This is a genomic window from Nocardioides alkalitolerans DSM 16699 (assembly GCF_000426525.1).
GTDB lineage: Bacteria > Actinomycetota > Actinomycetes > Propionibacteriales > Nocardioidaceae > Nocardioides > Nocardioides alkalitolerans.
On the sequence record NZ_AUFN01000010.1, the window covers coordinates 481,989 to 505,415 of the forward strand.

20 protein-coding genes are annotated in these 23,427 nt (G+C 75.9%); 11 read left to right on the forward strand and 9 right to left on the reverse strand.

What is annotated here, in order from left to right; all coding sequences use genetic code 11:
• Window positions 1-32: 32 nt before the first annotated feature.
• Entirely contained in the window at window positions 33-326 is a 294-nt protein-coding gene (locus tag K329_RS0103015; protein ID WP_028471902.1) for a hypothetical protein, read from the reverse strand.
• 320 nt (window positions 327-646) lie between these two features.
• On the opposite strand from K329_RS0103015, the gene K329_RS0103025 reads away from it, so the two are divergent.
• Both K329_RS0103025 and K329_RS0103030 read left to right on the forward strand, forming a co-directional pair.
• Window positions 647-2,074 (forward strand): sensor histidine kinase, encoded by a 1,428-nt coding sequence (locus K329_RS0103025; protein WP_157571533.1) that lies wholly within the window; start codon window positions 647-649, stop codon window positions 2,072-2,074.
• Window positions 2,071-2,769 (forward strand): response regulator transcription factor, encoded by a 699-nt coding sequence (locus K329_RS0103030; RefSeq protein ID WP_028471904.1) that lies wholly within the window; start codon window positions 2,071-2,073, stop codon window positions 2,767-2,769. The genes K329_RS0103025 and K329_RS0103030 overlap by 4 nt, the downstream gene beginning before the upstream one ends.
• Window positions 2,770-2,814: 45 nt before the next feature.
• On the opposite strand, the gene K329_RS0103035 is transcribed toward K329_RS0103030, so the two are convergent.
• Window positions 2,815-3,495 (reverse strand): response regulator transcription factor, encoded by a 681-nt coding sequence (locus tag K329_RS0103035; RefSeq protein ID WP_028471905.1) that lies wholly within the window; start codon window positions 3,493-3,495, stop codon window positions 2,815-2,817.
• A 427-nt stretch (window positions 3,496-3,922) separates the two neighbouring features.
• Here K329_RS0103035 and K329_RS31195 point away from each other — a divergent pair, with 427 nt between their 5' ends.
• From K329_RS31195 to K329_RS0103090, 9 genes are all read left to right on the forward strand, one after another.
• Complete coding sequence (locus K329_RS31195; RefSeq protein ID WP_052336472.1) at window positions 3,923-4,624, forward strand: helix-turn-helix transcriptional regulator; 702 nt, start codon at window positions 3,923-3,925, stop codon at window positions 4,622-4,624.
• A 180-nt stretch (window positions 4,625-4,804) separates the two neighbouring features.
• The gene (locus K329_RS24220; RefSeq protein WP_043641924.1) at window positions 4,805-5,521 is read left to right on the forward strand and encodes a hypothetical protein; all 717 of its coding nucleotides are present in this window, start codon (window positions 4,805-4,807) and stop codon (window positions 5,519-5,521) included.
• 1 nt (window position 5,522) lies between these two features.
• Window positions 5,523-6,812 (forward strand): MFS transporter, encoded by a 1,290-nt coding sequence (locus K329_RS0103050; protein WP_028471906.1) that lies wholly within the window; start codon window positions 5,523-5,525, stop codon window positions 6,810-6,812.
• Complete coding sequence (locus tag K329_RS24225; protein ID WP_052336287.1) at window positions 6,809-7,900, forward strand: TolB family protein; 1,092 nt, start codon at window positions 6,809-6,811, stop codon at window positions 7,898-7,900. Before K329_RS0103050 ends, K329_RS24225 begins: the two co-directional genes overlap by 4 nt.
• Entirely contained in the window at window positions 7,897-10,695 is a 2,799-nt protein-coding gene (locus tag K329_RS29260) for a WecB/TagA/CpsF family glycosyltransferase (protein ID WP_084540945.1), read from the forward strand. Before K329_RS24225 ends, K329_RS29260 begins: the two co-directional genes overlap by 4 nt.
• Window positions 10,696-11,331: 636 nt before the next feature.
• Window positions 11,332-12,243, forward strand: coding sequence for a glycosyltransferase (locus K329_RS0103075; RefSeq protein ID WP_028471908.1), 912 nt, complete (start codon window positions 11,332-11,334; stop codon window positions 12,241-12,243).
• Between the two features lie 48 nt (window positions 12,244-12,291).
• Window positions 12,292-13,149 (forward strand): YveK family protein, encoded by an 858-nt coding sequence (locus K329_RS0103080; RefSeq protein ID WP_028471909.1) that lies wholly within the window; start codon window positions 12,292-12,294, stop codon window positions 13,147-13,149.
• The gene (locus K329_RS24240; RefSeq protein ID WP_052336289.1) at window positions 13,127-14,440 is read left to right on the forward strand and encodes an O-antigen ligase family protein; all 1,314 of its coding nucleotides are present in this window, start codon (window positions 13,127-13,129) and stop codon (window positions 14,438-14,440) included. Before K329_RS0103080 ends, K329_RS24240 begins: the two co-directional genes overlap by 23 nt.
• Window positions 14,437-15,627 carry a glycosyltransferase gene (locus tag K329_RS0103090; RefSeq protein ID WP_157571535.1) on the forward strand — a complete coding sequence of 397 codons (1,191 nt, stop codon included), beginning with the start codon at window positions 14,437-14,439 and terminating at the stop codon, window positions 15,625-15,627. Before K329_RS24240 ends, K329_RS0103090 begins: the two co-directional genes overlap by 4 nt.
• Window positions 15,628-15,641: 14 nt before the next feature.
• Here K329_RS0103090 and K329_RS24245 read toward each other — a convergent pair whose 3' ends face one another.
• Genes K329_RS24245 through K329_RS24255 form a run of 7 tightly spaced genes read right to left on the reverse strand, consistent with a single transcriptional unit; the run spans window position 15,642 to window position 23,351 of the window.
• A complete protein-coding gene (locus tag K329_RS24245) occupies window positions 15,642-16,886 on the reverse strand; it encodes a glycosyltransferase family 4 protein (protein WP_043641927.1) in 1,245 nt (414 codons plus the stop codon).
• A complete protein-coding gene (locus K329_RS24250) occupies window positions 16,883-18,388 on the reverse strand; it encodes an oligosaccharide flippase family protein (protein ID WP_052336290.1) in 1,506 nt (501 codons plus the stop codon). The genes K329_RS24245 and K329_RS24250 overlap by 4 nt, the downstream gene beginning before the upstream one ends.
• On the reverse strand, window positions 18,385-19,506 hold the full coding sequence (locus tag K329_RS0103105; protein ID WP_028471911.1) for a DegT/DnrJ/EryC1/StrS family aminotransferase: 1,122 nt from the start codon (window positions 19,504-19,506) through the stop codon (window positions 18,385-18,387). The genes K329_RS24250 and K329_RS0103105 overlap by 4 nt, the downstream gene beginning before the upstream one ends.
• Window positions 19,503-20,147, reverse strand: a complete 645-nt coding sequence (locus K329_RS0103110; RefSeq protein WP_028471912.1) for an LbetaH domain-containing protein — start codon at window positions 20,145-20,147, stop codon at window positions 19,503-19,505. Before K329_RS0103110 ends, K329_RS0103105 begins: the two co-directional genes overlap by 4 nt.
• Window positions 20,144-21,292: a DegT/DnrJ/EryC1/StrS family aminotransferase gene (locus tag K329_RS0103115; protein ID WP_028471913.1), complete on the reverse strand. Its 1,149-nt coding sequence runs from the start codon at window positions 21,290-21,292 to the stop codon at window positions 20,144-20,146. Before K329_RS0103115 ends, K329_RS0103110 begins: the two co-directional genes overlap by 4 nt.
• Complete coding sequence (locus K329_RS0103120; protein ID WP_028471914.1) at window positions 21,289-22,281, reverse strand: NAD-dependent epimerase/dehydratase family protein; 993 nt, start codon at window positions 22,279-22,281, stop codon at window positions 21,289-21,291. Before K329_RS0103120 ends, K329_RS0103115 begins: the two co-directional genes overlap by 4 nt.
• Complete coding sequence (locus K329_RS24255) at window positions 22,278-23,351, reverse strand: Gfo/Idh/MocA family protein (protein ID WP_052336291.1); 1,074 nt, start codon at window positions 23,349-23,351, stop codon at window positions 22,278-22,280. Before K329_RS24255 ends, K329_RS0103120 begins: the two co-directional genes overlap by 4 nt.
• Window positions 23,352-23,427: the final 76 nt, after the last annotated feature.

A 23,427-nucleotide genomic window follows, 5' to 3' on the forward strand; every position in this document is an offset into this window, starting at 1 on the left:
GCGGCGGGGCCCCGGCCAGGATCCGGCGAGCCTCAGGCGGCGCCGTACGTGCGGACGTCGAGCCGGACGCCGACCGGCAGGCAGACGAGGCGCACGTCGCCGTACGGGACGGGCGTCGGGTAGGCCGGGCCGCCGAGCACCGACCGGAGGTAGAGGGTGCGGTCGCGACCACCGAGGCCGCCCGTGGTGCGCTCGACCCGCTCCCAGGCCGTGTAGGAGCCCCCGGCGTCGACGTGGTCGCCGACCTCGATCTCGGCGACGAGCTTGCTGCCGCGGACGATCGTCGGGCGCGGCGAGGCGGTCGTGGTGTCTGCGAGCGGGGGCACCGCGTCTCCTTTTGAATCGATTCAACCCGAGATCCGCGCACAGGTTATGTCGTGGATCACACTGCGTCAACGACCGGGGCCCACCACGTCCCACCTGCGCGGACAGGTGTCCCGTCGCCCCCAGGAGTGGCCCCGTACACCCCATGGGTCACACGTGTATCGGCTGTGTCCCGACCTCTAGTCAAAATGGGTGAAAAGACGCGCATCGTCGTGACGCGCGTCACACGGGGAGAACACTGTTCCTCAGTCGCACGGATCGGGCCGTCGGACCGGACGAGGACAGCTCGTCCGCTGCTCACTTCGGCACCTGGGGGCGTCTCATGAGAAGTCTGACCGCGAAGAACACGTCCACCGAGGTCTCCGCGGCCTCGTGGGTCGTCCGGGTGACGGGCGCCCTGATCCTGCTCACCGTCGTCCTGAGCGTCGTCGGCCTGCTCCACGACATCGGGAGCGAGAGCGCGGCGCGGGTGTCGACCGTGGTGCTGGCGATCACCTCGCCGTTGGTCTTCCTGCCGGCCCTCGCCACCTACCTGCGTCACCGCACCGACCCCACGACGGTCAGCGCGTGGATGACGCTCAGCCTGACGACGGTCGCGTCCCTCGGGTTGCTGCTCGCCGACACGGGCTCCGGCTGGCAGAGCGACGCCGCACGGCTCTCGCTCTCGTCCCTCCTGCTCGAGCTGGCGCTCACCGTCGTGCTCCTCCTGGCCGTCGCCGTCGCCGTCGGGCTCATCGCCGTCGGGGCCGTCGGCCGCCACGAGCTCTGCGACCACTGCGCCCGCGTCGGGCTCGCGATCGGTCTCACGAGCATCGGGGTCACCCGGGTGGCCTCGTGGCGGGCGCCGGAGGACGACGCCTCGGCCACGATCGTCGTGGTCGGGTGCCTCCTCGGGTCCGCCGCCTTCGTGGGGGCGTCCGCACGGCAGGCGCTCGGGCTCCTCCGGGCCAGGGCGGCCCGGCTGGCCGAGCTGCAGGAGCGGGTCGACGAGCTCGAGGCCCTGGAGTCCGCGCAGCGGGTCCGTCGGCACGAGGTCGCCAACGCCGTCGCCAGCATCGCCATGGCCTCGGGCCTGCTCCACAACAGCCAGGGGCTCACGGCCCAGGACCGGTCGCACCTCGAGGAGATGCTCGAGCACGAGGCCGGCCGCCTCTCGCGGCTCCTCACACCGGTCGGCGCGGCCACGTCGCCGACCGACCGTCCTCGGCAGGAACCCCTCAGCCCGGCCGAGGCGGAGGCCGAGGCAGCGCGCGAGGTCATCGACCTCGACGCGACCCTCGCCCGCATCGTCGACTCCGAGGCGACCGTCGGCCACGACATCTCGTGGTCGGCCTGCGGCCTGCGCGCGGTGGGCGCGGCCGACGACGTCGCCGAGGTGGTCCGGATCCTCCTCGACAACGCCCGGGCGCACGAACCGACCACCCGCCCCCGGATCGTCGTACGCCAGGCCGACGACCGGGTCGAGGTGGTCGTCGCCGACGCGCACGACACCGCGGTGGCCACCGGCAGCCACGCGGCGCGTCACGGCGACGGCGCGCACCAGGTCCCGATCGCCGGGTGCCTGGAGGAGGGCGCAGGGCTGGCTCTCGCCCGCCGGCTGCTCGAGGCCCAGGGCGGCTCGCTGCTGCTCGACTGCACCTCGACGGGGGCCACCTTCGTCCTCTCGCTGCCCGCGCCGACGGACCGGCACGCGAGCGCGTCCGGACTCGCCGCCTCGTCCGGCTCGCGCGAGCCGTCCTCCCCGCGATGACGCGGGCCGGATCGGTCCGACCCCGGACCGTCATCGTCGAGGACCATGCCCTCTTCGCCGAGTCGCTCGACATCGCCATGACGATGGAGGGCTACGACGTACGGCGCGTGGCCGTCCCCGAGACCGCCGTGTCGGCGTCGCAGATGGTGGCCGCCGTGCTCAAGCAGCAGCCCCGGATCGTCCTTCTCGACCTGGATCTCGGGGCGTTCGGCGACGGCTCCCGCATCATCAACCCGATCGCCCGGGCGGGGGCCAACGTGGTCGTCGTGACGGCCTCGCTCGACCAGGCCCGCTGGGGCGGCTGCATCTACCAGGGTGCGCGCAAGGTCATGTCGAAGACGCGACCGCTCAACGAGATCCTCGCCGTCGTGCGGCGGCTCAGCCAGGGCCTGCCGGTGATGGACGTCGACGAGCGCGAGGGCCTGCTGTCGCTGTGGCAGGCGCAGCGCCGCGACACCGAGGAGCACCGTGAACGGCTCGACCGGCTCACCCCCCGGGAGCGGCAGGTGCTGGGCAGCCTCATGGAGGGCCACCAGGTGAAGGACATCGCGCGCGCGAGCGTCGTCTCCGAGGCCACCGTGCGCACCCAGGTGAAGGCCATCCTCGCCAAGCTCGAGGTCTCGTCGCAGATCTCCGCCGTCGGGCTCGCCCGGTCGGCCGGGTGGGAGCCCCCGTCCCGGTCCGACGCGTCCTGAGCCCGTCCGTCAGCCCGTCCGTCAGCCCGTCCCTCAGCCCGTCCCTCAGCCCGCCGGTTCCTGCGTGACGGTGTCCCACGCCTCGATCGCGAGGGCGTCCGTCACGACGTGCAGCTGGGCCAGCATGCGCTGGCGGAGGGTGAGCACCTCCTCGTCCGGCACCCCCCAGGCCGCGGCCACCTCGGTCACGGAGAGCCCGGCGTGGAGCTGACGCAGCAGGGCGACCTCCCGCGCACCGAGGAGCGCCAGCCGGCCGGTCACGACCGCCAGCTCGGGGCCCACCCCCCGCCACACGGACTGCTGGGCGACGAGGTCCGCATCGGGCCGCAGCTCGCCCCGCGCCAGCCGCCCGAGAGCGTCGGCGGTGGCCTCGAGCCCGGTGCTGCTGGCCAGGACGTCGGAGGCGCCCGCCTCCCCCATCGCCCCCCACAGCGGACCCCTCGGCGCGCTCGTGAGCACGATCCACCGGGGCGGCCGGTGCGCGAGCACGAGCTGCGCGCCGCGCAGGCTGTCCGCCGAGTCGAGGTCGCAGACGAGCAGGCCTGCAGCGACCTCGCGGGCGAGGTCGGGCAGTCGGCGTACACCGCCCCCTGGCCAGCCGAGCACGACGACGTCGATGTCCCACGTCGACAACGCAGCCGCCACCGACTCCGCGACGAGCGAGCGGTCGGAGGTGACGGCGACGCGTCGGGAGCGCGTCGTCGGGGAGGTCGTGCGCTCAGCCATGCTCCTGCTTCCCGGATCGTCGTCCCACGTCGGCGATCCTCCGGGGGCGCGCTCGGGGGTCGGTCGAACCCGCACCGCGCTCCCCTGTACTGGGGATGAGGCGGACCGCCGTCCGGGTCCACAGTGGACCCCGGGACGCCCCGCGTCCCGCGAGACCCGCCGGGCCGCCCGCCCGAGGCGACCGCGCCACCCGCCCCCGGTGGCGCCCTCACCTCGCCGGACCCCCGCCGGACCCGGCGTGCGACCGGTGGGCTCTCGCGCCGATCTCCCCCGCTCCCTCCCCACTGGGCGTACGGTGTCACGACACCCTCCAGGAATCTCGGGAGCGGAGGCGCCGTACGGTCCAGACCGACGGCGTCAGGGAAAGGCCGGTGGTGACGATGTGCGGTCGCCCGGCTTCCTGCTGCGCCAGCCATCGGCGCTCCCGATGACGGCCTCCGCCCTCCCCGACGGCACGCCCCACCTCCCCGCCGTACGACTCGTCGTCGTCGAGGAGCACACCGTCTTCGCCGACGCGCTGGAGATCGCCTTCACCGACGACGGCTACGACGTGGTGCGGCCCGAGGTCGCCAAGGGCCGACCGCCGTACGACGCGTTCGTCACCGGCCTGCTGCGCGTCTCGCCCCGGGTGGTCGTGATGGACCTGGACCACGACGGTGGCCCCGCGGAGCAGCTCGTGGCACCCGTCGCGTCGGCCGGGATCGACGTCGTCGTGCTCACCGGCTCGCACCACCTGGCCTGGTGGGGCGAGTGCCTGCACCACGGCGCCGCCACCGTCGTCGCGACCACGGAGCCGCTGAGCCAGCTGCTGGCCTCCGTCCGACGCACGCTGCAGGGCCGCGTCACCCTCACCCCGGGCAAGCGCCAGCACCTGCTGCAGCTGCACGCCGCGCACGACGACGCCGAACGGGCCGGCCGTCTCCGGCTCGCCCGCCTCACCGACCGTGAGCAGGCCGTGCTCGCCCACCTGATGCTCGGCCACCACGTCGTCGAGATCGCCCAGGCGCGCGTCGTCTCCGAGGCGACCGTGCGCTCCCAGGTGCGCTCGGTGCTCGCCAAGCTCGAGGTCTCGTCGCAGCTCGCCGCGGTCGCGCTCGCCCACCAGGTGAGCTGGCGACCACCCGTCTGACCGCGTGACGACGGCCCCCGGGCCGTCCGCCGTCCCCACCCGTCGACGTCCTGACGGCGCCCTCACCCGGATTGGGTATCTGCCCCGGCGAGACCCGCCCGCCCCTCTCCCGCGCTCCTACGTTCCGTCGCGAGGCCACCCGTCGGGGAGGCCCGACGAGCGCGAGCGGGGGTCGACCGGATGGGCAGCAGCAGCCCGGCGCGGCCGGTCCCCGGACCCCGCACGACCCTCGTCGCCCTGCTGGTGGTGGTGCTCCTCGCGGTGCTGGCCGCCGCTCTCCTGGGCCGCCCCTCCGGGCAACTCGAGGCCGACCCGTCGGCCGCCGGCGGCACCGCCACCCCCACCGACGCCACGAGCCCGGACGAGGTCGGGGCGGGGACACCGTCGGGGACGGGGGCGAGCCCGACGACGCCGCCGGGTGCGCCGCCGGTCGACGGCGGCACCCCCACCGGAGGCATCGAGGCCGCGCCGTCGGCGCCGGTCACCTTGCAGCCGGGGGACGCCGTGCGCGAGGACGAGGAGACCGAGGGGCCGGCCCCCGTCGTCGACGGCCCGTTCCCCGCCACCTCCGAGAGCGCCAGCGGACGGCTCGTGGCGACGTACCCGACCGACGTGCTCCCCCTCGCGCCCGGCGCGACGGTGACGACGAGCAGCGTCTCGACGTCGACCGAGCGGGTGCAGGTCGCCCTCGAGGCCGACCACGCGTCGTCGCCCGACGTGCTCGCCTTCTACCTCCGCGAGCTGGGGCGCCAGGGCTTCGTCGAGGAGCCGGTGACCTCGCTGCCCGGCCAGTCGGGCGTGGCGCTGCGCCGCGACGGCAGCTCGGTCGTCGTCACCACGGACACCGCCGCCGGCACCTTCACCGTGCTCGCCACGCTCGTGCGCGAGGACGCCTGAGATGTACGTGTCGCTGCGCGAGGGCCCCCTCTCCACCGGGGGCGTCCCGGCCGGGGGCGCGCCCCGGGGCGGCCCGGTCCGGGCGCGCCGCGGACGGGTGCCGAAGGTCGTCGTCACCCTCGGCCTCGTCAGCCTGCTCACCGACGTCTCGTCGGAGTCGGTGGCCGCCGTCCTGCCGCTCTACCTCACGCTCGGGCTCGGTCTCTCGACCGTCGCCTACGGCTTCATCGACAGCCTCTACCAGGGCGTCAGCGCGCTCGTGCGCATCGCGGGCGGCTGGGGCGCCGACCGCTCCGGACGACCGAAGTGGGTGGCGTTCCTCGGCTACGCCACGAGCTGCGTCGCCCGCGTCGGGCTGCTCGTCGCCACCGGCGCCGCGGCCGTCGCCGCCGTCGTCGCGCTCGACCGGGTGGGCAAGGGCCTGCGCACGGGGCCGCGCGACGCGATGATCAGCGCCGCCGCCCCCGCCGACAGCGTCGGGCTCGCGTTCGGCGTGCACCGCGCGCTCGACACCACCGGGGCCGTCATCGGCCCGCTCGTGGCGTTCGTGCTCCTCTGGTGGATCCCCGGCGGCTACCTCACCGTCATGGTGGTCTCGCTCGGCTTCGCCCTGCTCGGCCTGGCGCTCCTCGGGCTCTTCGTCGACGACCGCCCCCGCCGCGGCGGCGCGGCGGCCACCCCCGTCCCCGAGCCGGTGCCCGCCGGCGGGTGGCGCGCGCTCGCCAGCCCGCCGATGCGGCGCCTGCTCGTCGTCGCCGGCCTGCTCGGCCTGCTCACCATCGGCGACGGCTTCCTCTACCTGGCGCTCCTCGACCAGGGCGGCTTCGCGGTGCACTGGTTCCCGCTCCTCTACGTCGGCACGAGCGTCGCCTACCTCGTGCTCGCCGTGCCGTTCGGAGCCCTCGCGGACCGGTGGGGCCGCGCCCGCACGATGGTGCTCGGCCACGGGGCGCTCGTGGCGGCGTACGGCGCGACCGCCCTGCCGCTCGGCGCCCTCGGCACGACCGTGCTCGTCGTCCTGCTGCTCGGCCTCTTCTACGCCGCCACCGACGGCGTGCTCGCCGCCGTCGCGGGCCGCATCGTCGCCCCCGCCTTCCGGGCCCGCGGGATCGCGACCGCGCAGACGGTGGTCGCGCTCAGCCGCATGGCTGCCTCCGCGGGCTTCGGCGTGCTCTGGTTCTGGGTCGGTCCCGGGACCGCCCTGCTCGTCGCCGCCGCCGCGCTCGCCCTGCTGCTGCCGCCGGCCCTCCTCGCCGTCGCCGACGTCGACGCGGCCCCGGTGCCGGCATGACGCGCCGTACCCGCCTCGCGGCCTTCACCGCGCTCGTGCTCGTCGTCGTGCTCGCCGTGGCCGGCGTCGCCCTGCGTCAGGCGGCCCTGCAGCGGGCGCAGGCGCAGGCCCCGCCGTCCGTGCCGGTCGCGGCGGACGGCGAGATCGACGGTCCGCGCCTCGTCTTCCGCCACACCGGCCTCGACAGCGGCTACGGCCACCTCGCGAGCGTCGCGCTCGACGACCCCGACGGCGCCCGCACCATCAGCGACGTCGCCTGCGACCGCGTCGACACCCGTGCCGACCTCACCTCCTGCCTACGCGTCGAGCGCGGTGTCGTCACCCGCTACGCGCTCGTCGAGCTCGACGCCGACCTGGCGGAGACCGCGACGGTCCCCCTGCCCGGCATCCCGAGCCGCACCCGCCTCTCGCCCGACGGCAGCCTCGTGGCCACGACGACCTTCGTCACGGGCCACTCCTACCTGCAGACCGGGTTCTCGACCGCGACGGAGATCCGGTCGACCACCGACCCCGACGGTCCGGGTGGCGCCGCGGACGTCGGCAACCTCGAGCGGTTCCGCCTGGTGGTCGACGGCCAGGAGGTCAGCCCGGCCGACCGCAACGTCTGGGGCGTCACCTTCGTCGACGACCGCGTCTTCTACGCGACCGTCGCCACCGGCGGCGTCACCCACCTCGTGGAGGGCGACCTCGCGACACGCACGCTCACCGCGCTGCGCACCAACGCCGAGTGCCCCTCGCTCTCGCCCGACGGCACCCGGCTGGCCTACAAGGTCGACGACGCCGCCGACGGCACGCACTGGTCGTTCGCCGTGCTCGACCTCGCCACCGGCGAGGAGCGCGTGCTGCGCGGCGAGACCCGCGGGGTCGACGACCAGGCCGCGTGGCTCGACGACGACACGCTCCTCTACGGCGTGCCCCGCACCGACGAGCCCGGCGTCACCGACGTCTGGGCGCTCGACACCGCCGACGACGCCGCCCCGCGGCTCCTCGTCGAGCAGGCGTGGTCACCGTCCGTGGTGCGCCCGCCCACCAGCAGCACCGCAGCCGACAGAGCCGTCGGTGCCGGACCCACGGGAGGAACCCCATGACCGAGATGCTCCGCAGGACCGGGCGTGCGCCCCGCAGGGTGGACCTCTGCGGCTGCCCCGTCGACCTCATGGACCTCGACGACGCCGTCGCGACCATCACGGGCGTACGACGCGGGGCGGGCACCGCCCCGCTGGCGGTCGCGTCGGTCAACCTCGACCACGTGCACCACTTCGGCGACGGCGGTCGCTGGCACGGGGTGCTGGAGCAGGCCGAGGCGCTGGGCTCGGTGCGCTGGCTCTCCCTCCTCGACGGGGCGCCCCTCGTGACGCGGGCCGACCAGCTCACCGGGCTGACGTGGCCGCGGCTGGCGGGCAGCGACCTCGTCGACCCGGTGCTCGACGCCGCGGCCGCCGCCGGGCTCACCGTCGGGTTCCTCGGCGGCAGCCCCGAGACCCAGGAGCGGCTGCGCACCAGTCTCGCGACCGCCCGGCCGGGCCTCCTGCTCACCGGGTTCTGGTCGCCGCCCCGCGAGGTCCTGGCCGACCCGGCCGCCTCCCGTCGCCTCGCCGAGGAGATCCGCCGCACCGGCACCGACGTGCTGGTCGTCGGCCTCGGCAAGCCGCGCCAGGAGCTGTGGATCGCCGAGCACGGCCACCTCACGGGCGCCGCTGCGCTGCTCGCCTTCGGCGCCGTCGTCGACTTCCTCGCCGGGCAGGTCAGCCGGGCACCGGCGTGGATGTCGAAGCACGGGCTGGAGTGGTCCTACCGGCTGGCCCAGGAGCCCAAGCGGCTCTCGCGGCGCTACCTCGTCGACGGCCCGGTCGCCTACGGGCGCCTGCACCGCCGTACCCCCGAGACCCCGGCCGCGACCCGCGCGAGCGGACCCGGGCCGTTCGTCGGGCCCGACGAGCCCGCCGACATCACCGCCGTCGTCGTCACCCACAACAGCGCCGGCTCGATAGCGCCGCTGGTCGCCGACCTGCGCCGGGAGAGCGGGCCGTTCCGCCTGCGCGTCGTCGTGGTCGACAACCGCTCCACCGACGCGACCCTCGCCGAGGTCGCCCGCCACCCCGACGTGATCGTCGACGCCGGCGCGAACGACGGCTACGCCGCCGGCATCAACCGCGGGCTGCGCCACCTCGGCGACAGCCGCGCGGTGCTCGTGCTCAACCCCGACCTCCGGCTCGACGACGGAGCCCTGCTCGCCCTCTGGCGACGGGTCTGGCAGCCCGGTGTCGGCGTCGCCGTGCCCGCGGTGACCGACGACGCCGGCGAGGTGCGCCGCTCGCTGCGCTTCGAGCCCACCGCGCTGCGCACGCTCGGCGACGCGCTCCTCGGCGACCGCCTCGCCGGCCGGCCCACCTGGCTCACCGAGACCGACCACAACGACGAGTCCTACGTGCACCCGCACCCCGTCGAGTGGGCGACCGGGGCGGCGCTGCTGCTGCGCGCCGAGGCCGCCGCCCAGGTCGGCGCCTGGGACGAGCGCTACTTCCTCTACTCCGAAGAGGTCGACTACCTGCGCCGGGTGCGGGAGGCCGGCTGGACCGCCTGGTTCGAGCCCGCGGCCCGCGTGCGTCACGACGAGGGTGGCTCCGGCGGCCCCGCCGAGCTCGGCGCCCTCATGGCGGTCAACCGGGTGCGGTACGTCGAGGGCCGCCGCGGTCGCGCCCGCGGCGCCGGGGTGCGCGCCGCCGCCGCCCTCGGGGCCACGCTGCGGGCCGGCTCCCCCGAGCACCGGCTGGCGCTCTCCTACCTGGTCGCCCGGCGACGCTGGGAGCGGCTGCCCGCCGCCGAGAGCCGCCGTACCCCCGCCGTCGCGCCGCCCGCCGACACCGTCCCCGGGCACGAGCGGCTCGCCGTGCTGGGGGGCTCGGTCGTGCTGCCCGCCCACAACGAGGAGCACGTCATCGGCCGGGCGCTCGCGCCGCTCACCGCGCTGGCCTCGGGCGGTCGCCTCGAGGTGGTCGTGGCCGCCAACGGCTGCACCGACGCGACCGTGGCCCGGGCCCGCGCCGTGCCCGGCACCGTCGTGCTCGACCTCGAGCAGCCCTCGAAGGTCGGCGCGCTCAACGCCGCCGACGCCGTGGCCCGTCAGTGGCCCCGCCTCTACCTCGACGCCGACATCGAGATCACCCCGCGCGCCGTCGCCGACGTGCTCGCCGTGCTCTCCGCCGGCGGCGTGGCCGCCGCACGGCCACCGTTCCGCTACGACACCACCGGGGCCAGCTGGGTGGTGCGCGCCTTCTACCGCGCCCGCGGCCGGCTGCCCGAGACCGGGTCGCACCTCTGGGGCGCCGGTGTGTACGGCGTGAGCCGCGCCGGGCACGACGCCTTCGCGACGTTCCCGGCCCTGGTGGCGGACGACCTCTTCGTCGACCAGATGTTCTCGCCGGCCCAGAAGACGGTGGTCGACACGGACCCGGTGGTCGTCCGGACCCCACGCGACCTGGCCAGCCTCCTGACGGTGCTCCGGCGCACGACCACGGGGAACCGCGAGCTGGCCGGCCACGGGGTGCAGCCGGCCCACGCGGAGAGCACGCTGGGCCGCACGCTGCGCCAGCTCGTCACCTCGGCCACGTCACCGGACCGGCTCGTCGACGCAGCCGTCTACGCCGCTCTCGTCGCCGCCGCCCGCGTGCCTGCCCGGCAGGCCGGCTGGGGACGCGACGAGAGCAGCCGCCCGGCGGGGGCGGTCGAGCCGGCCGAGTCGGCCGAGGCCCCTCAGGTCCGAGCGCCCCGACGTCTCGACCGCCACCCGTCGAGGGCCAGCGCGCCCGCGGCGAGCGCGAGCCCGAGCGCCCCGATGCCCGCCAGCGTGCGGGTCGAGCTGCCCACGACGCGGGTGATCTGAGGATGGTCGGGCGAGCGCTGCGTCACAATCCGTTCGTCGGGGGCCACCCCGGCCTCGGCCTGGCGGGCGTCGGCCAGGGCGTCGACCTCGTCGAGCAGCCGCTGCGTCTCGACGGCGGCCTCCTCGGCGGTCGGCATCACCACCTGGACGGTCAGCACCGGCTGGTTGAACGACGACTGCCACTGGCCGCCGGTGCGCGCCAGCGTCGTGGAGTAGCCCTCGTCGACCCCCGCGCCGTACAGGCGGGCGTCGGGCGACGACAGCACCACGGCCTGCGGCCCGCCGACGAGCTCGCGCTCGATCGCCGCGGCGTAGAACACGAGGCTCTCGTCGCTGCCCTCGAACACGTTGCCGCCGCGCGAGGGCGGCAGGAAGACCACGTCGACGCGCGTCCAGAACACGGGCTGGGGCCGCACGAGCGCCATCGCGGCGACCGTCAGCACGAGCACGGCCAGCACGACGTACCAGCGGCTGCGCGGCACGCGGGCCAGGCGCTTGCCCATGACGACGCCTCCCCCGCTCCGGTCCGCACCACGGTGGACGACCCGGCTCCCATCGTAGGCGTCCGCCCCGCGGCCCGCCGGTCGTCCCCGACGACCGGCCCCGTGCCCGACCACCACCTCCGGACGGTGCCCCGTGCGACCCGCTGACCACGTGCTCCTCACCCGCTTCAACCTGCCGACGCCCGGGCCCGAGAGCCTCGTGCGCGCCCAGGACGACTGGCTGCGGGGCCGGGTCGAGCTCTTCGAGACCTACTGCCTGCCCTCGGTGCAGGCCCAGACCAGCCGGGCCTTCACCTGGATCGTCTACTTCGACCCCGCCAGCCCGGCGTGGCTGCGCGCCCGGATCGACGCCTGGGTGGCCGCGTGCGGTCTGCACCCGGTGTTCCGGGAGGAGGTGTCGAGCCGCGACCTGCTCGCCGACCTCGACGTGGAGGTCGACCGGCACCACGCGGAGGTCATCACGACCAACCTCGACAACGACGACGGCCTCGCCGCCGACTTCGTCGCCCGGCTCCAGCGCGCGGAGGTGACCACGGGCCCGCGTCCCGGAGGTCGCGACGGTGACGGTGGCGGCCGCACGGCGCTCTACTGCCCGCAGGGCCTCGTGCTCGCCGACGGACGGGCCTACCTCCACACCGACGAGCACAACGCGTTCTGCTCGGTGCGGGAGCCGTGGCTCGGCGCCCGGACCTGCTGGACGGACTGGCACAACCTGCTGCACCGGCAGATGCCCGTCGTGCTCGTCGACGGCGGCCCGGCCTGGCTCCAGGTCGTGCACGGCAGCAACGTCAGCAACCGGGTGCGGGGCCACCTCGTCGCCCCGGCACCGCACCGCGCCGCGTTCCCCGGGCTGCTCACCGGCGCCACCGCGCCACCGCGCGCGGCGCTCGCCGCCGACCGGTTCCTGCGCCACCCGGCCCGCACCGTCCGCGACCGTGGCCGGGGGCTCGCCCGCCGGACCGCGCTCGGCCTCGTCGGCAAGGACGGCTTCGACCGCTGGAAGACCGTCCTGGCCCGCCGCCGCACGAGCGCGTCGCACGGCTGACGGCGCCTCCCCTCGTCCCTCCCCGCACCACCGGCCGGAAGGCTCCCCATGGATCTCAAGGACCTCGCCCGCAGCGCGCTGCGCCGCTGGTACGTGCTGCTCGTGTGCCTCCTGCTCACAGCGGCCGGCGCGCTCGGCATCGCCCGCAGCATGCCGGCGTCGTACGACGTGAGCAGCAGCATCCTGCTCCTGCCGCCCGCCAGCAGCGTGGGCGACGAGGGCAATCCCTACCTCTACCTGAGCGGGCTCGGCCAGGCCGTGGACGTGCTCGTCACGCGTCTCACCAGCGACGCCGTGGCGCAGCCGGTCCTCGAGCGGCACCCCGGCGTGACCCTCACCGTGGAGCGCGACGTCTCGACCACCGGGCCGATCATCCTCGTCAGCGCGTCCGGGCCGGACGCCGCCGACGGCGAGTCGACCGTGGCCGAGGTCGTCGCCGCCCTGCCCGGGCAGCTCGCCGACCTGCAGTCGGCGCTCGACGTGCCGGACGGCTCCGTCATCACGTCCACCGTGCTCACCGCCCCCGAGGACGCCGCCCCCAACACGAAGGCCCGCACCCGCGCCGCGACCGCGGTCGTCGGCGCGGGTCTCGTGCTGTCGGTGCTCGTCACCGCTCTCGCCGACCGGGTGCTGCTCGACCGCCGACGTCGGCGGACCGGCGAGGCGGCCGACCCCGTCGCGGTCCCCGAGCCGGTCACGGTCCCCGAGCCGGTCGCAGCCGCCGAGCCCGTCGTCCCGACCCCGACGCCCGTCCCGAGGTCCGGGCGGAAGTCCGGGCCGACGACCGCACCGCGCGGGCCGAGGTCCGCCGCCGTGAAGCGCACGACGCCGCCCGAGCGCCGGGCGCCGTCCACCGCGGCCGACCCACACCAGGAGGGCGAGCATGAGCTCTCCGGCCGACGCTGACGCCCTCCGCCCCGCGGCGGTCGGCCGACCTCGGATCGTGCCGCACCTCGACGCCGTCACCGCGCTCTCGGTGCTCATCGTGCTGCTGTGCGCCGTGCCGAGCAGCCTGCGGGTGGAGGCGCTCGGTGGGGCCGGTGCGCCCTCGGGCCTCTGGGGCCTGGCCTGCGTCGTGCTGTGGGCGGTCAACCGCGTGCACACCGCGCGTGCCTCGGCGCGGGCGTCGTACGTGCGGATCGCCACGCTCGTGCTGCTCACGGCCGTCCTGGCCGCCTGGACCGCCGCGATGCTCCGGCCGCTGCCCCCGCTCGAGGGCAACGCCGCCGACCTCGGGGTGCTGCGCATCCTCTCCTTCTGCGGGATCGTCCTGCTCACCACCGACCTGGCGACCCCGCCCGGGCGGCTCGTCACGCTCCAGCGGCGCCTCGTGCTCGCCGGCGCCCTCGTGGCCCTGCTGGGCCTGGCGCAGTTCGTGACCGGCGAGGCGCTCGTCGACCGCGTGACGTTCCCGGGCCTGGTCTCGTCGCAGGACTTCTCCGGCGTCGGCGACCGGGGCGGGTTCACCCGCTCGGCGGCGACCGCCATGAGCGCGCTGGAGTACACCTTCACGCTCGCCGTGGTCTTCCCGCTCGCGCTGACGTTCGCGTGCTTCGACCGCGACCGTTCCCTGCTGCGGCGGGTCACGCCACCGGTGCTCATCGGGGCGGCGCTGCTGACGTCGGTCTCCCGCTCGGGACTGATCGGGCTGGCGGTGGGGTGCACGGTGCTCCTGCTGACCTGGCCCGGCGCCGTGCGCCGGCTGATGCTCGCCCTCGCCCCGCTCGCGCTGCTCGCCGTCTACGTGCTCGTGCCCGGCATGAGCGGCACGCTGCGCTACCTCTTCACGGCCTCCGACTCCGACCCCAGCGCGATCTCGCGCACCGGCAGCTACCAGGTCGCCGCCGAGTTCCTGGCCGCCGACCCCGTCGTCGGACGCGGCTTCGGCACGTTCCTGCCCGTCTACCGCATCCTCGACAACCAGTACCTGCTCCTCAGCATCGAGGTCGGTGCGGTGGGGCTGCTCGCGTTCGTCGGGCTGCTCGCGGCGGCGGCCGTGTCGGCGCACCCCCGGCGCGGCCCCGACCGGCCCGGCCCGGCCGACCTCCACCGCCAGCTCGGGCACGGCCTCGTCGCGTCCGTCGCCACCGCCGCGCTGCTCACCGCCTTCTTCGACCTCTTCGCGTTCCCGATGGCCGTCGGCACGCTCGCGCTCGTGTGCGGCATGTGCGGGGCGCGCCGCCGGGAGCACGGGTGAGCGGGCGCCCGTCCGGACGCCCGCCTGAGCGCCCGTCCGTGCGGCCGCTCGTGGTGTGGGCCGCCGGTGTGCCGTGGGACGCGGTGCCCGGCACCGACCACCACCTCGTGCGTCGCCTCGCCCGCGACGTCGACGTCTGGTGGGTGGACCCGCCGGTCTCCGTGCTGCGCACCGCGCGCCGTACGGCGGGGGCCGGCCCCCGCTGGCGCAGCGCCGCGGCGCCCGTCGCCGACGGCGTGACGCGCACGAGCGTCGTCAGCCCGCCCTTCCCGTCCCGCCCCGGTGGCCGGGTGGCGGCGCGGCTCGTGAGCGAGCTGGCCGTCCGCCGGGCGCTCGCCCGCGACGGCCGCACGCCGCTGGCCGTGGTCACGGCCCGGCCCGAGGACCACCTGGCCGGGGTGCCGACCCGGTGTCGCGTGCACTACGCGACCGACGACTTCGTGGCCGGCGCCGCGCTGCTGGGGCTCGACCCCCGACGGCTGGCGCGGGCCGAGCGGCGCAGCCTCGCGGCCGCCGACCTGGCCGTCGCGGTCTCACCGGAGATCCTCGACCGCTGGCCGTGGTCGATGCCCACCCTGCTGCTGCCGAACGGCTGCGACAGCGAGCGCTACCGACCGGTGCCGGTCCCGGACGGCGGGCAGAGCGGCGGGGAGGCGGTCGCGGGCGTGGTCGGGCAGCTGTCGGCGCGCATCGACCTAGCCCTCCTCGAGGCCGTCGCGCGCCGGGGCCGCCCGCTGCTCCTGGTGGGTCCGGCCGACCGGTCCGTCGACCGCGCGCGCTTCGACGCCCTGGTCGCGCTCCCCCACGTCACCTGGACCGGGCGCCAGCCCGCCGAGGCGCTGCCCGACCTGCTGGGCCGGATGAAGGTGGGCCTCACGCCGTACACCGACACGCCCTTCAACCGCGCCAGCTTCCCGCTCAAGACGCTGGAGTACCTCGCCGCCGGCCGTGCCGTGGTCTCCACGCCGCTGCCCGCCGTCGCCGCCCTCGGCTCGCCGGCCGTGACGACGGCCGCCGACCCCGGCGACTTCGCCGACGCCGTCGACCGGGCGCTGCACGCCCCCGACGACGAGGCCACGGTGGCCGCCCGCAAGGCGTTCGCGGCCCGCCACGACTGGAGCCGCCGCGCCCGCGACCTGCTCGAGGCGATCGACGCGGTCGTGAGCCACGGCCCCGCCGACCGCTGATCCCCCGACGGACCTCAGGCCGGGCGGGCGTTGAAGTCGTCGCGGGCGCGGCGGCGGCGCAGGCGCGCGGCGTGCTGCTCGGCCTTGTAGGCGACGAGGCGTCCGGCGGTGGCCACGGCGGTCGAGACGGCGCTCGTACGGCGGCCGTGGCCGACGTCGGGGGCGGCGAGCGCGGCGGCGTACACGCGCTCCTGCAGCCGGGCGGCGCGCTCCAGGCTGAAGCGCCCGACCACGAGCGCACGTCCCCAGGCACCGAGCAGGGCGCGACGCTCGGGGTCGCCGGCGAGGTCCGCGAGGATGCCGGCGAGGTGCGCCCGGGCCTCGTCGGCCGTGCGGTCGCCGACGCCGTAGAAGCCGCGCTGGAGGAAGTAGGGCAGCGTGCCCACGTCGAGCAGCTCGAAGAAGCCCTGCTCGCCCTGGACGACGAGCGGGGTCCCGAAGGCGAGGGCCCGCAGCGCCGAGCCGCCCATCCCGAGAGCGACGTCGGCGGCGGCGTACGCCGGGCGCGGGTCGTCGAGGGCGCCGAGGAGACGCACGACCTCCCGTCCGCAGCGGTCGTTGGCGGCGGCCGCCCGCTCCTCCACCTGGGCCCGCGCCGCGCCGTCGCCGACGATCGTCAGCCGCACGGGCCGTCCCTCGACCGTGTCGACGGGGAGGTCGGAGACCGCGTCGATCGCGGTGAGCAGGCCCTCGAGCTTCAGCTCGGGCACGAGGCGGCAGACGACGACCACCTCGAGCGGCTCCGGTGCGTCGGGAGCGGCGTGGGTGCCCCGCGGGGAGCGGTGGACCGGCCGGTTCGCCGCGACGTCGACGGGCGGCTCGATGACGTGGACGGGTGCGGGTCGGTGCGGGTCGCACGACGCGCGGATCCGCTCGGTGCCGACGACGAGCGGCACCGAGTCGGGCAGGAACGGGGCGACGGCCATCGACATGACGGTGCCGACGGTGCGGGTCGACAACCCGGACGTGGCGGCGTACGCCTCCAGGATCGGCGGCCACTCGTAGCCGTGCACGACGTCGATGCCACGCTCGCGCAGCACCCGCCGGAGGTGCGCCACCCGGGCCGGGCTCGGGCAGCTGCGCCCGCGGGGCGCCTCGACGTGCTCGAGCCCGAGTGCGACCACCTGCGCCACGAGCGGGCCCGGCTCGCTGTAGACGACGACGTCGTGGCCGCGGTCGCGCAGCGCGCCGGCGAGCTCGATCGCGTTGAGCTGGCTGCCGCCGAGCTCCATCGAGTGGGGGTGGACGAGCACCTTCATCGGACCGCCTCCAGGGGCGCGTGGGTGGTGGGGACGGGCTCGGGAGCGGGCCCGCGCCGCAGGAGGGCGACCTCCGGCCGCAACCGGCCGAGCAGCACCGCCCAGGCGGCGGCGGTCACGAGGCCGCACGCACCGAGCACCAGCAGGTCCGGGCCGCCGCGCAGCCCCGGGAGCGACACGACCGCGAGCAGGACGACACCCGCCCCGGCCGGGAGGAGCAGGCCCGGCAGCAGGCGCCACGCCGGGGTGCGGGCCCGGTGCAGGGCGAGCGCGTACGCCGGACCGACCACGACGACGCCCACCACGAGCTGCGCGAGGGCCGCCCCGGCGAGCCCGCCGAGGTGGGTGCCCAGGACGACGGCCGGGACGAGCGCGGCGAACCAGACGACCTGGACCGCGAGCAGCCACGACGTGCGGCCGACGATGACGAGGTAGTCGTAGACGAGCTCCGCGAGGATCCGCACGACGGCGGCGAGCGCCAGCCACCGCAGGGGCTCCGCGGCGGCCGACCACGCGTCGCCGTACACGACCCGGACGACCGGGCCCGCGCAGACCGCGAGCGCGACGCAGCAGGGCACCGCGAGGGCGAGCAGCGGGCGGGAGATCCCGACGAGGGTGCGGCGCACGAGCTCGGGGTCGTGCTGCCGGCGGGCGAACAGCGGTGGCGTGACCTGGCGCAGCGGCGCCGAGAGCAGCTGGACCGGCCAGCTCGCGAGGTTGAAGGCGAGCACGTAGGCGCCGAGCAGCGTGGGCCCGAGGACGCCGCCGACGGCGAGCTGGTCGGCGAACCCCACGCCGAAGACGACGAGGCTGGCGGCGGCGAGCGGCAGTCCGAAGCGCAGCAGCGCCGGCACCAGGGTGCGGTCGAGGCCGAGGCGGAACGGCAGGGGCGAGAACCGCAGGAGGAGGACCGCGGAGACGAGCGCGCCGGTGAGGCGTCCGACCACCAGGCTCATCGCGCCGACGCCGGCCACGGCCAGCGCGATCGAGACGACCGCGCCGAGCCAGAGGTTGACCTGGTCGGCGACGAGCCGCTGGTCCTGCCGGAGGGCGCGCTGCAGCAGCGCGGCCGGGGTGGCCACGACGCCGTTGACGACGATGCAGAGCGCGAGCAGCCGCACGGGCAGCACGGCATCGGGGTCGCCCATCGCCGTCGCGAACGGTCCGGCGGCCCAGGCCGTCAGACCGGCGAGGAGCAGGCTGCTCGCGATCGCGACGGTCGTCACGGTCGGCGCCAGCCGGGCCGGGTCGCCCGGCCAGCGCACGATCGCGAGGCTGACGCCCAGCTCGTTGAAGCTCAGCACGGCCATGAGCGCGATCAGCGCGACCGCGAAGGTCCCGAACTCGTCGGGCCCCAGGATCCGGGCGAGGGCGACGCCGATCACCAGGCTCGCGAGCTTCGAGAGCGCCGTGTTGACCGTGCTGAACCCGAGGGCCCGGCCCACCGTGCCCCGGGGCGACCGCGCCGCGTGCCGGGGGGCGACCCGCGGCGGGCCGCTCATGCGAGGACCCGGCCCCCCACCAGGGCGGTGGCGAGGCGCTCGACCACGTGCTCCTGCTGGGCCGGCGTGATCTGCGGGAAGAGCGGCAGCGAGAGGATCTCGCCGGCGGCGCGCTCGGCGACGGGGAAGCTGCCGGGCCCGAGCCCCAGGTGCCGGTAGGCCCCGGTGAGGTGGACGGGCGTCGGGTAGTGCACGCCCGCCTCCACGCCCGCCTCCCGCAGCTCGGCGCACACGCGGTCACGGTCGGCGACGCGCACGACGTAGAGGTGCCACACGTCGACGCCGACCGCGTCGGAGGACGGCAGCCGCACCCCGGGCACGTCGGCGAGGAGCGCGTCGTACCGCGCCGCCGCCCGGCGACGCAGCTCGTTCCAGCCCTCGAGGCGGGCCAGCTTGGCCTGGAGCACGACGGCCTGCACGGTGTCGAGGCGCGAGTTCATGCCGACCACGTCGTGCACGTACTTGCGGGGCGAGCCGTGGGCCGCGAGCACGCGGACGGCCGTGGCCAGCTCGGCGTCGTCGGTGGTGACCGCTCCCGCGTCGCCGGCCGCACCGAGGTTCTTGCCGGGGTAGAAGCTCGTCGCCGCGATCGTGCCGAGCGAGCCGGCCGCGCGGCCGTGGCGACGGGCGCCCTGGGCCTGCGCGGCGTCCTCGACGACCGGGACGGCGTGGGCGCGCGCGAGCGGCAGCAGCGCCTCGACCGGGGCCGCCTGCCCGAACAGGTGGACGGGCACGACGGCCCGCGTCCGCCGCCCGAGCACCCGCTCGACCGCGGCCGGGTCCATCAGCAGCCGCTCGTCGGTGACGTCGACGAGCACCGGCACGGCGCCGATGCGGGAGACCGCCTCCGCGGTGGCGATGAAGGTGTTGGCGGGCAGCACGACCTCGTCGTCGCGGCCCACGCCCACCGCCCGCAGCGCGAGCTCGACGGCGTCCGTGCCGTTGGCGACGCCGACGCAGTGGCGCGCCTCGACGTACGCGGCGTAGGACTCCTCGAACGCACCCACCTCGGCCCCGCCGATGAAGGCGGCGCGGGCGAACACGTCGTCGAGACCCGCGCGCACCTCGTCGGCGACCTCGGCCTGCTGGGCCGCCAGGTCGACCAGGGGGACCCTCATCTGCTGCTCCTCGCTCCGTCCAGGTAGCGGGCCGGCGAACCGGCCCAGGTCTCGCGCTCCGGCAGGTCGCTCAGGAGGACGGAGCCCATGCCGAGCACCGACCCCGCGCCGACCGTCAGGCCCTCGCGGACGCACGCGTTCATGCCGAGGTAGGCGCCCTCACCGATGTGCACTCCCCCGCCGACGCTGACGCCGGCGCAGAGGGTGGCGTACGACTCGACGACGTCGTCGTGGGTGAGCGTCACCTGGGGCATCAGCACCACGTGCTCGTGCACGGCGACGTCCGCCGTCAGCACGGCACCGCCGAGGATGATCGACCCGGCGCCCACCGACCACGGGAACCAGTCGACGGCCGGGTGCACGACCGTCGCGTAGCGCCCCAGCCCCACCCCCATCAGGGTCAGCCGGTCGACGAGCGCGCGGCGGGTCGCGCCCTTGCCGGCACAGACCAGCACGCGGTACGACGGGCGGTCGGCCACGACCTCGAGCCCGCCGAGCACGGGGCGCCCGGCCACCGAGCGGCCCCACAGGCGGGGGTCGTCGTCGACGTGGGCGATGTGGTCGTACTCGCCGCTGTGCTCGGCGAGCACCCCGGCCTCGCGGGCCAGGCCGCTGGCCGTGACGAGCAGCAGCCCCCTCATGCGCCGGGCTCCAGCAGCACGTCCAGCACCCGGCCCTGGTCGGAGGCCGCCATCTGGTGGAACAGCGGCAGGATCAGCGTGCGCCGGGTGAGGCGCTCGGTGACCGGCAGCTGCGCGACCCGGCCCGAGTGGCGCCGGTAGGCCGGCTCCAGGTGGGTGGCCATGATGCCGCGCCGCGCGGAGACGCCGGCGTCGGCGAGGGCCTCCAGCACCTCGTCGCGGGTGCGCGGGTGGGCGTCGAGCACCTCGACCCAGTAGGACTGGAAGTTGGTGGTCCCGTACGACGGGTCCCGCACCACCCGGAGACCCTGGTCGCCGGCGAGCGCCGCCGTGTAGGTCGCCGCCAGCTCGCGCCGACGGGCCACGATCTCGGGGAGCTTGCCGAGCTGGACGATGCCGACGGCCGCCTGCAGGTCGGTCATCCGGTGGTTGAAGCCGATCTCGAGGTACTCCTCCTGCGGCGCCAGCACGTGGGCGTGCCGGTCCGCGGCACCCGCCGACATCGCGTGCTCGCGCAGGCGGCGGGCCCGCAGCGCCCAGTCGGCGTGGGGCGTCGTGAGCATCCCGCCCTCGCCCGTGGTGAGGATCTTGCGGGGGTGGAACGACCAGGCGGTGACGTCCGCCCCGGCACCGACCGGCCGACCGCGGTACGTCGAGCCCGCCCCGCAGGCGGCGTCCTCGACGACGAGGATGTCGCGGGCGTCGCAGAGCTCGCGGATCGCGTCGAGGTCGACGGGCACGCCGCCCTGGTCGACGACGACCACCGCCCGCGTGCGGGGGGTGAGGACGCGCTCGATCGTGTGGGCCGTGACGTTGCCGGTGAGCTCGCAGACGTCGGCGAACACGGGGCGCGCCCCGACGTACGTCGCCGCATTCGCGGTGGCGATGAAGGAGAACGACGGCACGACGACGTCGTCGCCGGGGCCGATGCCCGCGACGGCGAGCGCGAGGTGCAGGGCGGTCGTGCAGCTCGACGTCGCGACGGCGTGCTCCACCTGCTGGCTCGCGGCGAACCGCTCCTCGAACTCGGCGACCCGGGGTCCCTGGGCCACCCAGCCCGAGGCGATGACCTCGGCGACGGCCGCGGTCTCCTCGTCGCCGAGCCAGGGACGCATCACCGGCAGGCGCGTGACGACGGCGCTCATCGCACGAGCTCCCGTCCGGCCGCGATCTCGCTGCGCAGCGGGCGCCACCAGGTGACGAGGTCGCGCAGACCGTCGGTCAGGCCGACCGTCGCCGCGAACCCGAGGTCGCGGCGCGCGGCCGTGACGTCCGCGAGCCGGCGGGAGACGCCGTTGACCTCGCGGGCCGGGCCGTGCTCGACCGCCAGGTCGGACCCCATGGCCGCGAGCAGGGCGTGGGCGAGGTCGAGCAGGCTCGTCTCCGTCCCGCTCGCGATGTTGTAGACGCCCTCGCGCACGTCGGAGGCGGCGGCGTCCACGTTGGCGCGCGCGATGTCGGCGGTGTGGACGAAGTCCATCGTCTGCGCCCCGTCGCCGAAGATCAGCGGCGGACGACCGTCGGCGATGCGCTCCATCCAGCGCACCAGCACCTCGGTGTAGAGGCCGTGCACGTCCATCCGGGGTCCGTAGACGTTGAAGTAGCGCAGGGCGACGTAGTCGAGGCCCTGCATCGCCCGGAAGCTGCGGAGCATGCCCTCGTTGAACGTCTTGGCCGCGCCGTAGAAGGTGTCGTTGGCGTGGTGGTGGTGGCGCTCGGGGGTCGGGAACTCCTCGGCGAGGCCGTACACGGAGGCCGACGAGGCGGCGACGAGCTTGCCGACCCGGTGCTGGGCGGCCGCCTCGAGCACGTTGAACGTGCCGTCGACGAGCACCTCGAGCGCCAGGCGGGGCTCCTCGGCGCACTGCGTGATGCGGATGGCGGCCTGGTGGAAGACGAGGTCCTTGGCGCGGGTGAGGTCGTGCACGAGGTCGCGGTCGCGGATGTCGCCCTCGACGACGGTGACCCGGCCCGTGGCCAGGGCGTCGTCGAGGTTGGCGCGGCGGCCGCGCACGAAGTCGTCGAGCACGTCGACGTGGGCCACGCCGGCGGCGAGCAGCTGGTCGACCAGCGTCGAGCCGATCGTGCCGGCGCCTCCGGTGACGAGCGCGGTCGCGCCCTGCAGGGCGGTCATGCCGGCACCCCGATCCGGGCCGGCGCCGCGGCGGGCGCCGTACCGATGCGGGCACCACCGGCGGCGAGGCTCGCGTCGGCAGCCTCGAGCACGTCGAGCACGCGGAGCGCGGCGGCCCCGTCGGTGCGGGCGGGGCGGCCCTCGTCGATCGCGGCAGCGAGCTCGGTGACCACGGCGGCCAGCGGCTCGTGCTCGGCGAGCGCCGGCGCCCACGTGTCGCCGAGGCGGTAGGAGATGCTCGCCTGGCGGCGGTCGACGGTGTCGACCGCCTGCTGGGTGAGGTCGACGCCCCGGTCGTAGACGCTGAGGCGCTGGGAGGGGTTGAGGTCGTCCCAGACCAGCGTGCGCCGGGTGCCGCCGATGACCATCTGGCGGATCTTGGTGGGGCTGAGCCAGTTCACCTGCACGTGGGCCATGGCGCCGCCCACGAGCGGCAGGTTGAGGTAGCCGAGGCAGGCCTTGCCGGCCCCGAGCGGGTCGGCGCCGGACGCCGCGACCGCGGTCGGCCGGAGACCGCCCGGCAGCACGAAGTCGAGGATCGAGAGGTCGTGGGGCGCGAGGTCCCAGAACACGTCGACGTCGGGCTGCACGAGACCGAGGTTGATGCGCACCGAGTCGACGAAGAGGATGTCGCCGAGCGCGCCGTCGGCGATCAGCTCGCGCATCTTCAGCACGGCCGGGGTGTAGCAGTAGGTGTGGTCGGCCATCAGCACGAGACCGTGCTCGGCGGCCAGGCTCACCATGGCCCGGCCCGCGTCGCCCGAGTGCGCCAGGGGCTTCTCGACCAGCACGTGCTTGCCGCGGGCCAGCGCCTGGCCGGCGACGCCCAGGTGGGTGCGGGCCGGCGTCGCGATCGCGACGGCGTCGACGTCGTCACGCGCCAGCACGGCGGTCAGGTCGTCGCTCGCCTCGGCGCCCGCGTGCCGGTCGGCCACGGACCGGGCACGCGCCAGGTCGAGGTCGCACACGGCCCGCAGGTCCCAGTCGTCGGATGCGGCGAAGTTGCGGGCCAGGTTCGGCCCCCAGTAGCCGGCGCCGACCACGGCCACACCGCGTCGTCCCCTCGTCATGGTGTCTCCTCTGCTGCTGCGTCGAGTGGTGCCGGGGCACGTCGTACGACGGCCGCCGGTGGGCTCATTCGAGCCC

What these genes read in the sequence shown, in the direction of transcription:
- K329_RS0103025 (WP_157571533.1), top strand. Translation starts at nt 647, where the DNA reads ATGAGAAGTCTGACCGCGAAGAACACGTCCACCGAGGTCTCCGCGGCC.
- K329_RS0103030 (WP_028471904.1), top strand. Translation starts at nt 2,071, where the DNA reads ATGACGCGGGCCGGATCGGTCCGACCCCGGACCGTCATCGTCGAGGAC.
- K329_RS0103035 (WP_028471905.1), bottom strand. Translation starts at nt 3,495, where the DNA reads ATGGCTGAGCGCACGACCTCCCCGACGACGCGCTCCCGACGCGTCGCC.
- K329_RS31195 (WP_052336472.1), top strand. Translation starts at nt 3,923, where the DNA reads ATGACGGCCTCCGCCCTCCCCGACGGCACGCCCCACCTCCCCGCCGTA.
- K329_RS24220 (WP_043641924.1), top strand. Translation starts at nt 4,805, where the DNA reads ATGGGCAGCAGCAGCCCGGCGCGGCCGGTCCCCGGACCCCGCACGACC.
- K329_RS0103050 (WP_028471906.1), top strand. Translation starts at nt 5,523, where the DNA reads ATGTACGTGTCGCTGCGCGAGGGCCCCCTCTCCACCGGGGGCGTCCCG.
- K329_RS24225 (WP_052336287.1), top strand. Translation starts at nt 6,809, where the DNA reads ATGACGCGCCGTACCCGCCTCGCGGCCTTCACCGCGCTCGTGCTCGTC.
- K329_RS29260 (WP_084540945.1), top strand. Translation starts at nt 7,897, where the DNA reads ATGACCGAGATGCTCCGCAGGACCGGGCGTGCGCCCCGCAGGGTGGAC.
- K329_RS0103080 (WP_028471909.1), top strand. Translation starts at nt 12,292, where the DNA reads ATGGATCTCAAGGACCTCGCCCGCAGCGCGCTGCGCCGCTGGTACGTG.
- K329_RS24240 (WP_052336289.1), top strand. Translation starts at nt 13,127, where the DNA reads ATGAGCTCTCCGGCCGACGCTGACGCCCTCCGCCCCGCGGCGGTCGGC.
- K329_RS24245 (WP_043641927.1), bottom strand. Translation starts at nt 16,886, where the DNA reads ATGAAGGTGCTCGTCCACCCCCACTCGATGGAGCTCGGCGGCAGCCAG.
- K329_RS24250 (WP_052336290.1), bottom strand. Translation starts at nt 18,388, where the DNA reads ATGAGCGGCCCGCCGCGGGTCGCCCCCCGGCACGCGGCGCGGTCGCCC.
- K329_RS0103105 (WP_028471911.1), bottom strand. Translation starts at nt 19,506, where the DNA reads ATGAGGGTCCCCCTGGTCGACCTGGCGGCCCAGCAGGCCGAGGTCGCC.
- K329_RS0103110 (WP_028471912.1), bottom strand. Translation starts at nt 20,147, where the DNA reads ATGAGGGGGCTGCTGCTCGTCACGGCCAGCGGCCTGGCCCGCGAGGCC.
- K329_RS0103115 (WP_028471913.1), bottom strand. Translation starts at nt 21,292, where the DNA reads ATGAGCGCCGTCGTCACGCGCCTGCCGGTGATGCGTCCCTGGCTCGGC.
- K329_RS0103120 (WP_028471914.1), bottom strand. Translation starts at nt 22,281, where the DNA reads ATGACCGCCCTGCAGGGCGCGACCGCGCTCGTCACCGGAGGCGCCGGC.
- K329_RS24255 (WP_052336291.1), bottom strand. Translation starts at nt 23,351, where the DNA reads ATGACGAGGGGACGACGCGGTGTGGCCGTGGTCGGCGCCGGCTACTGG.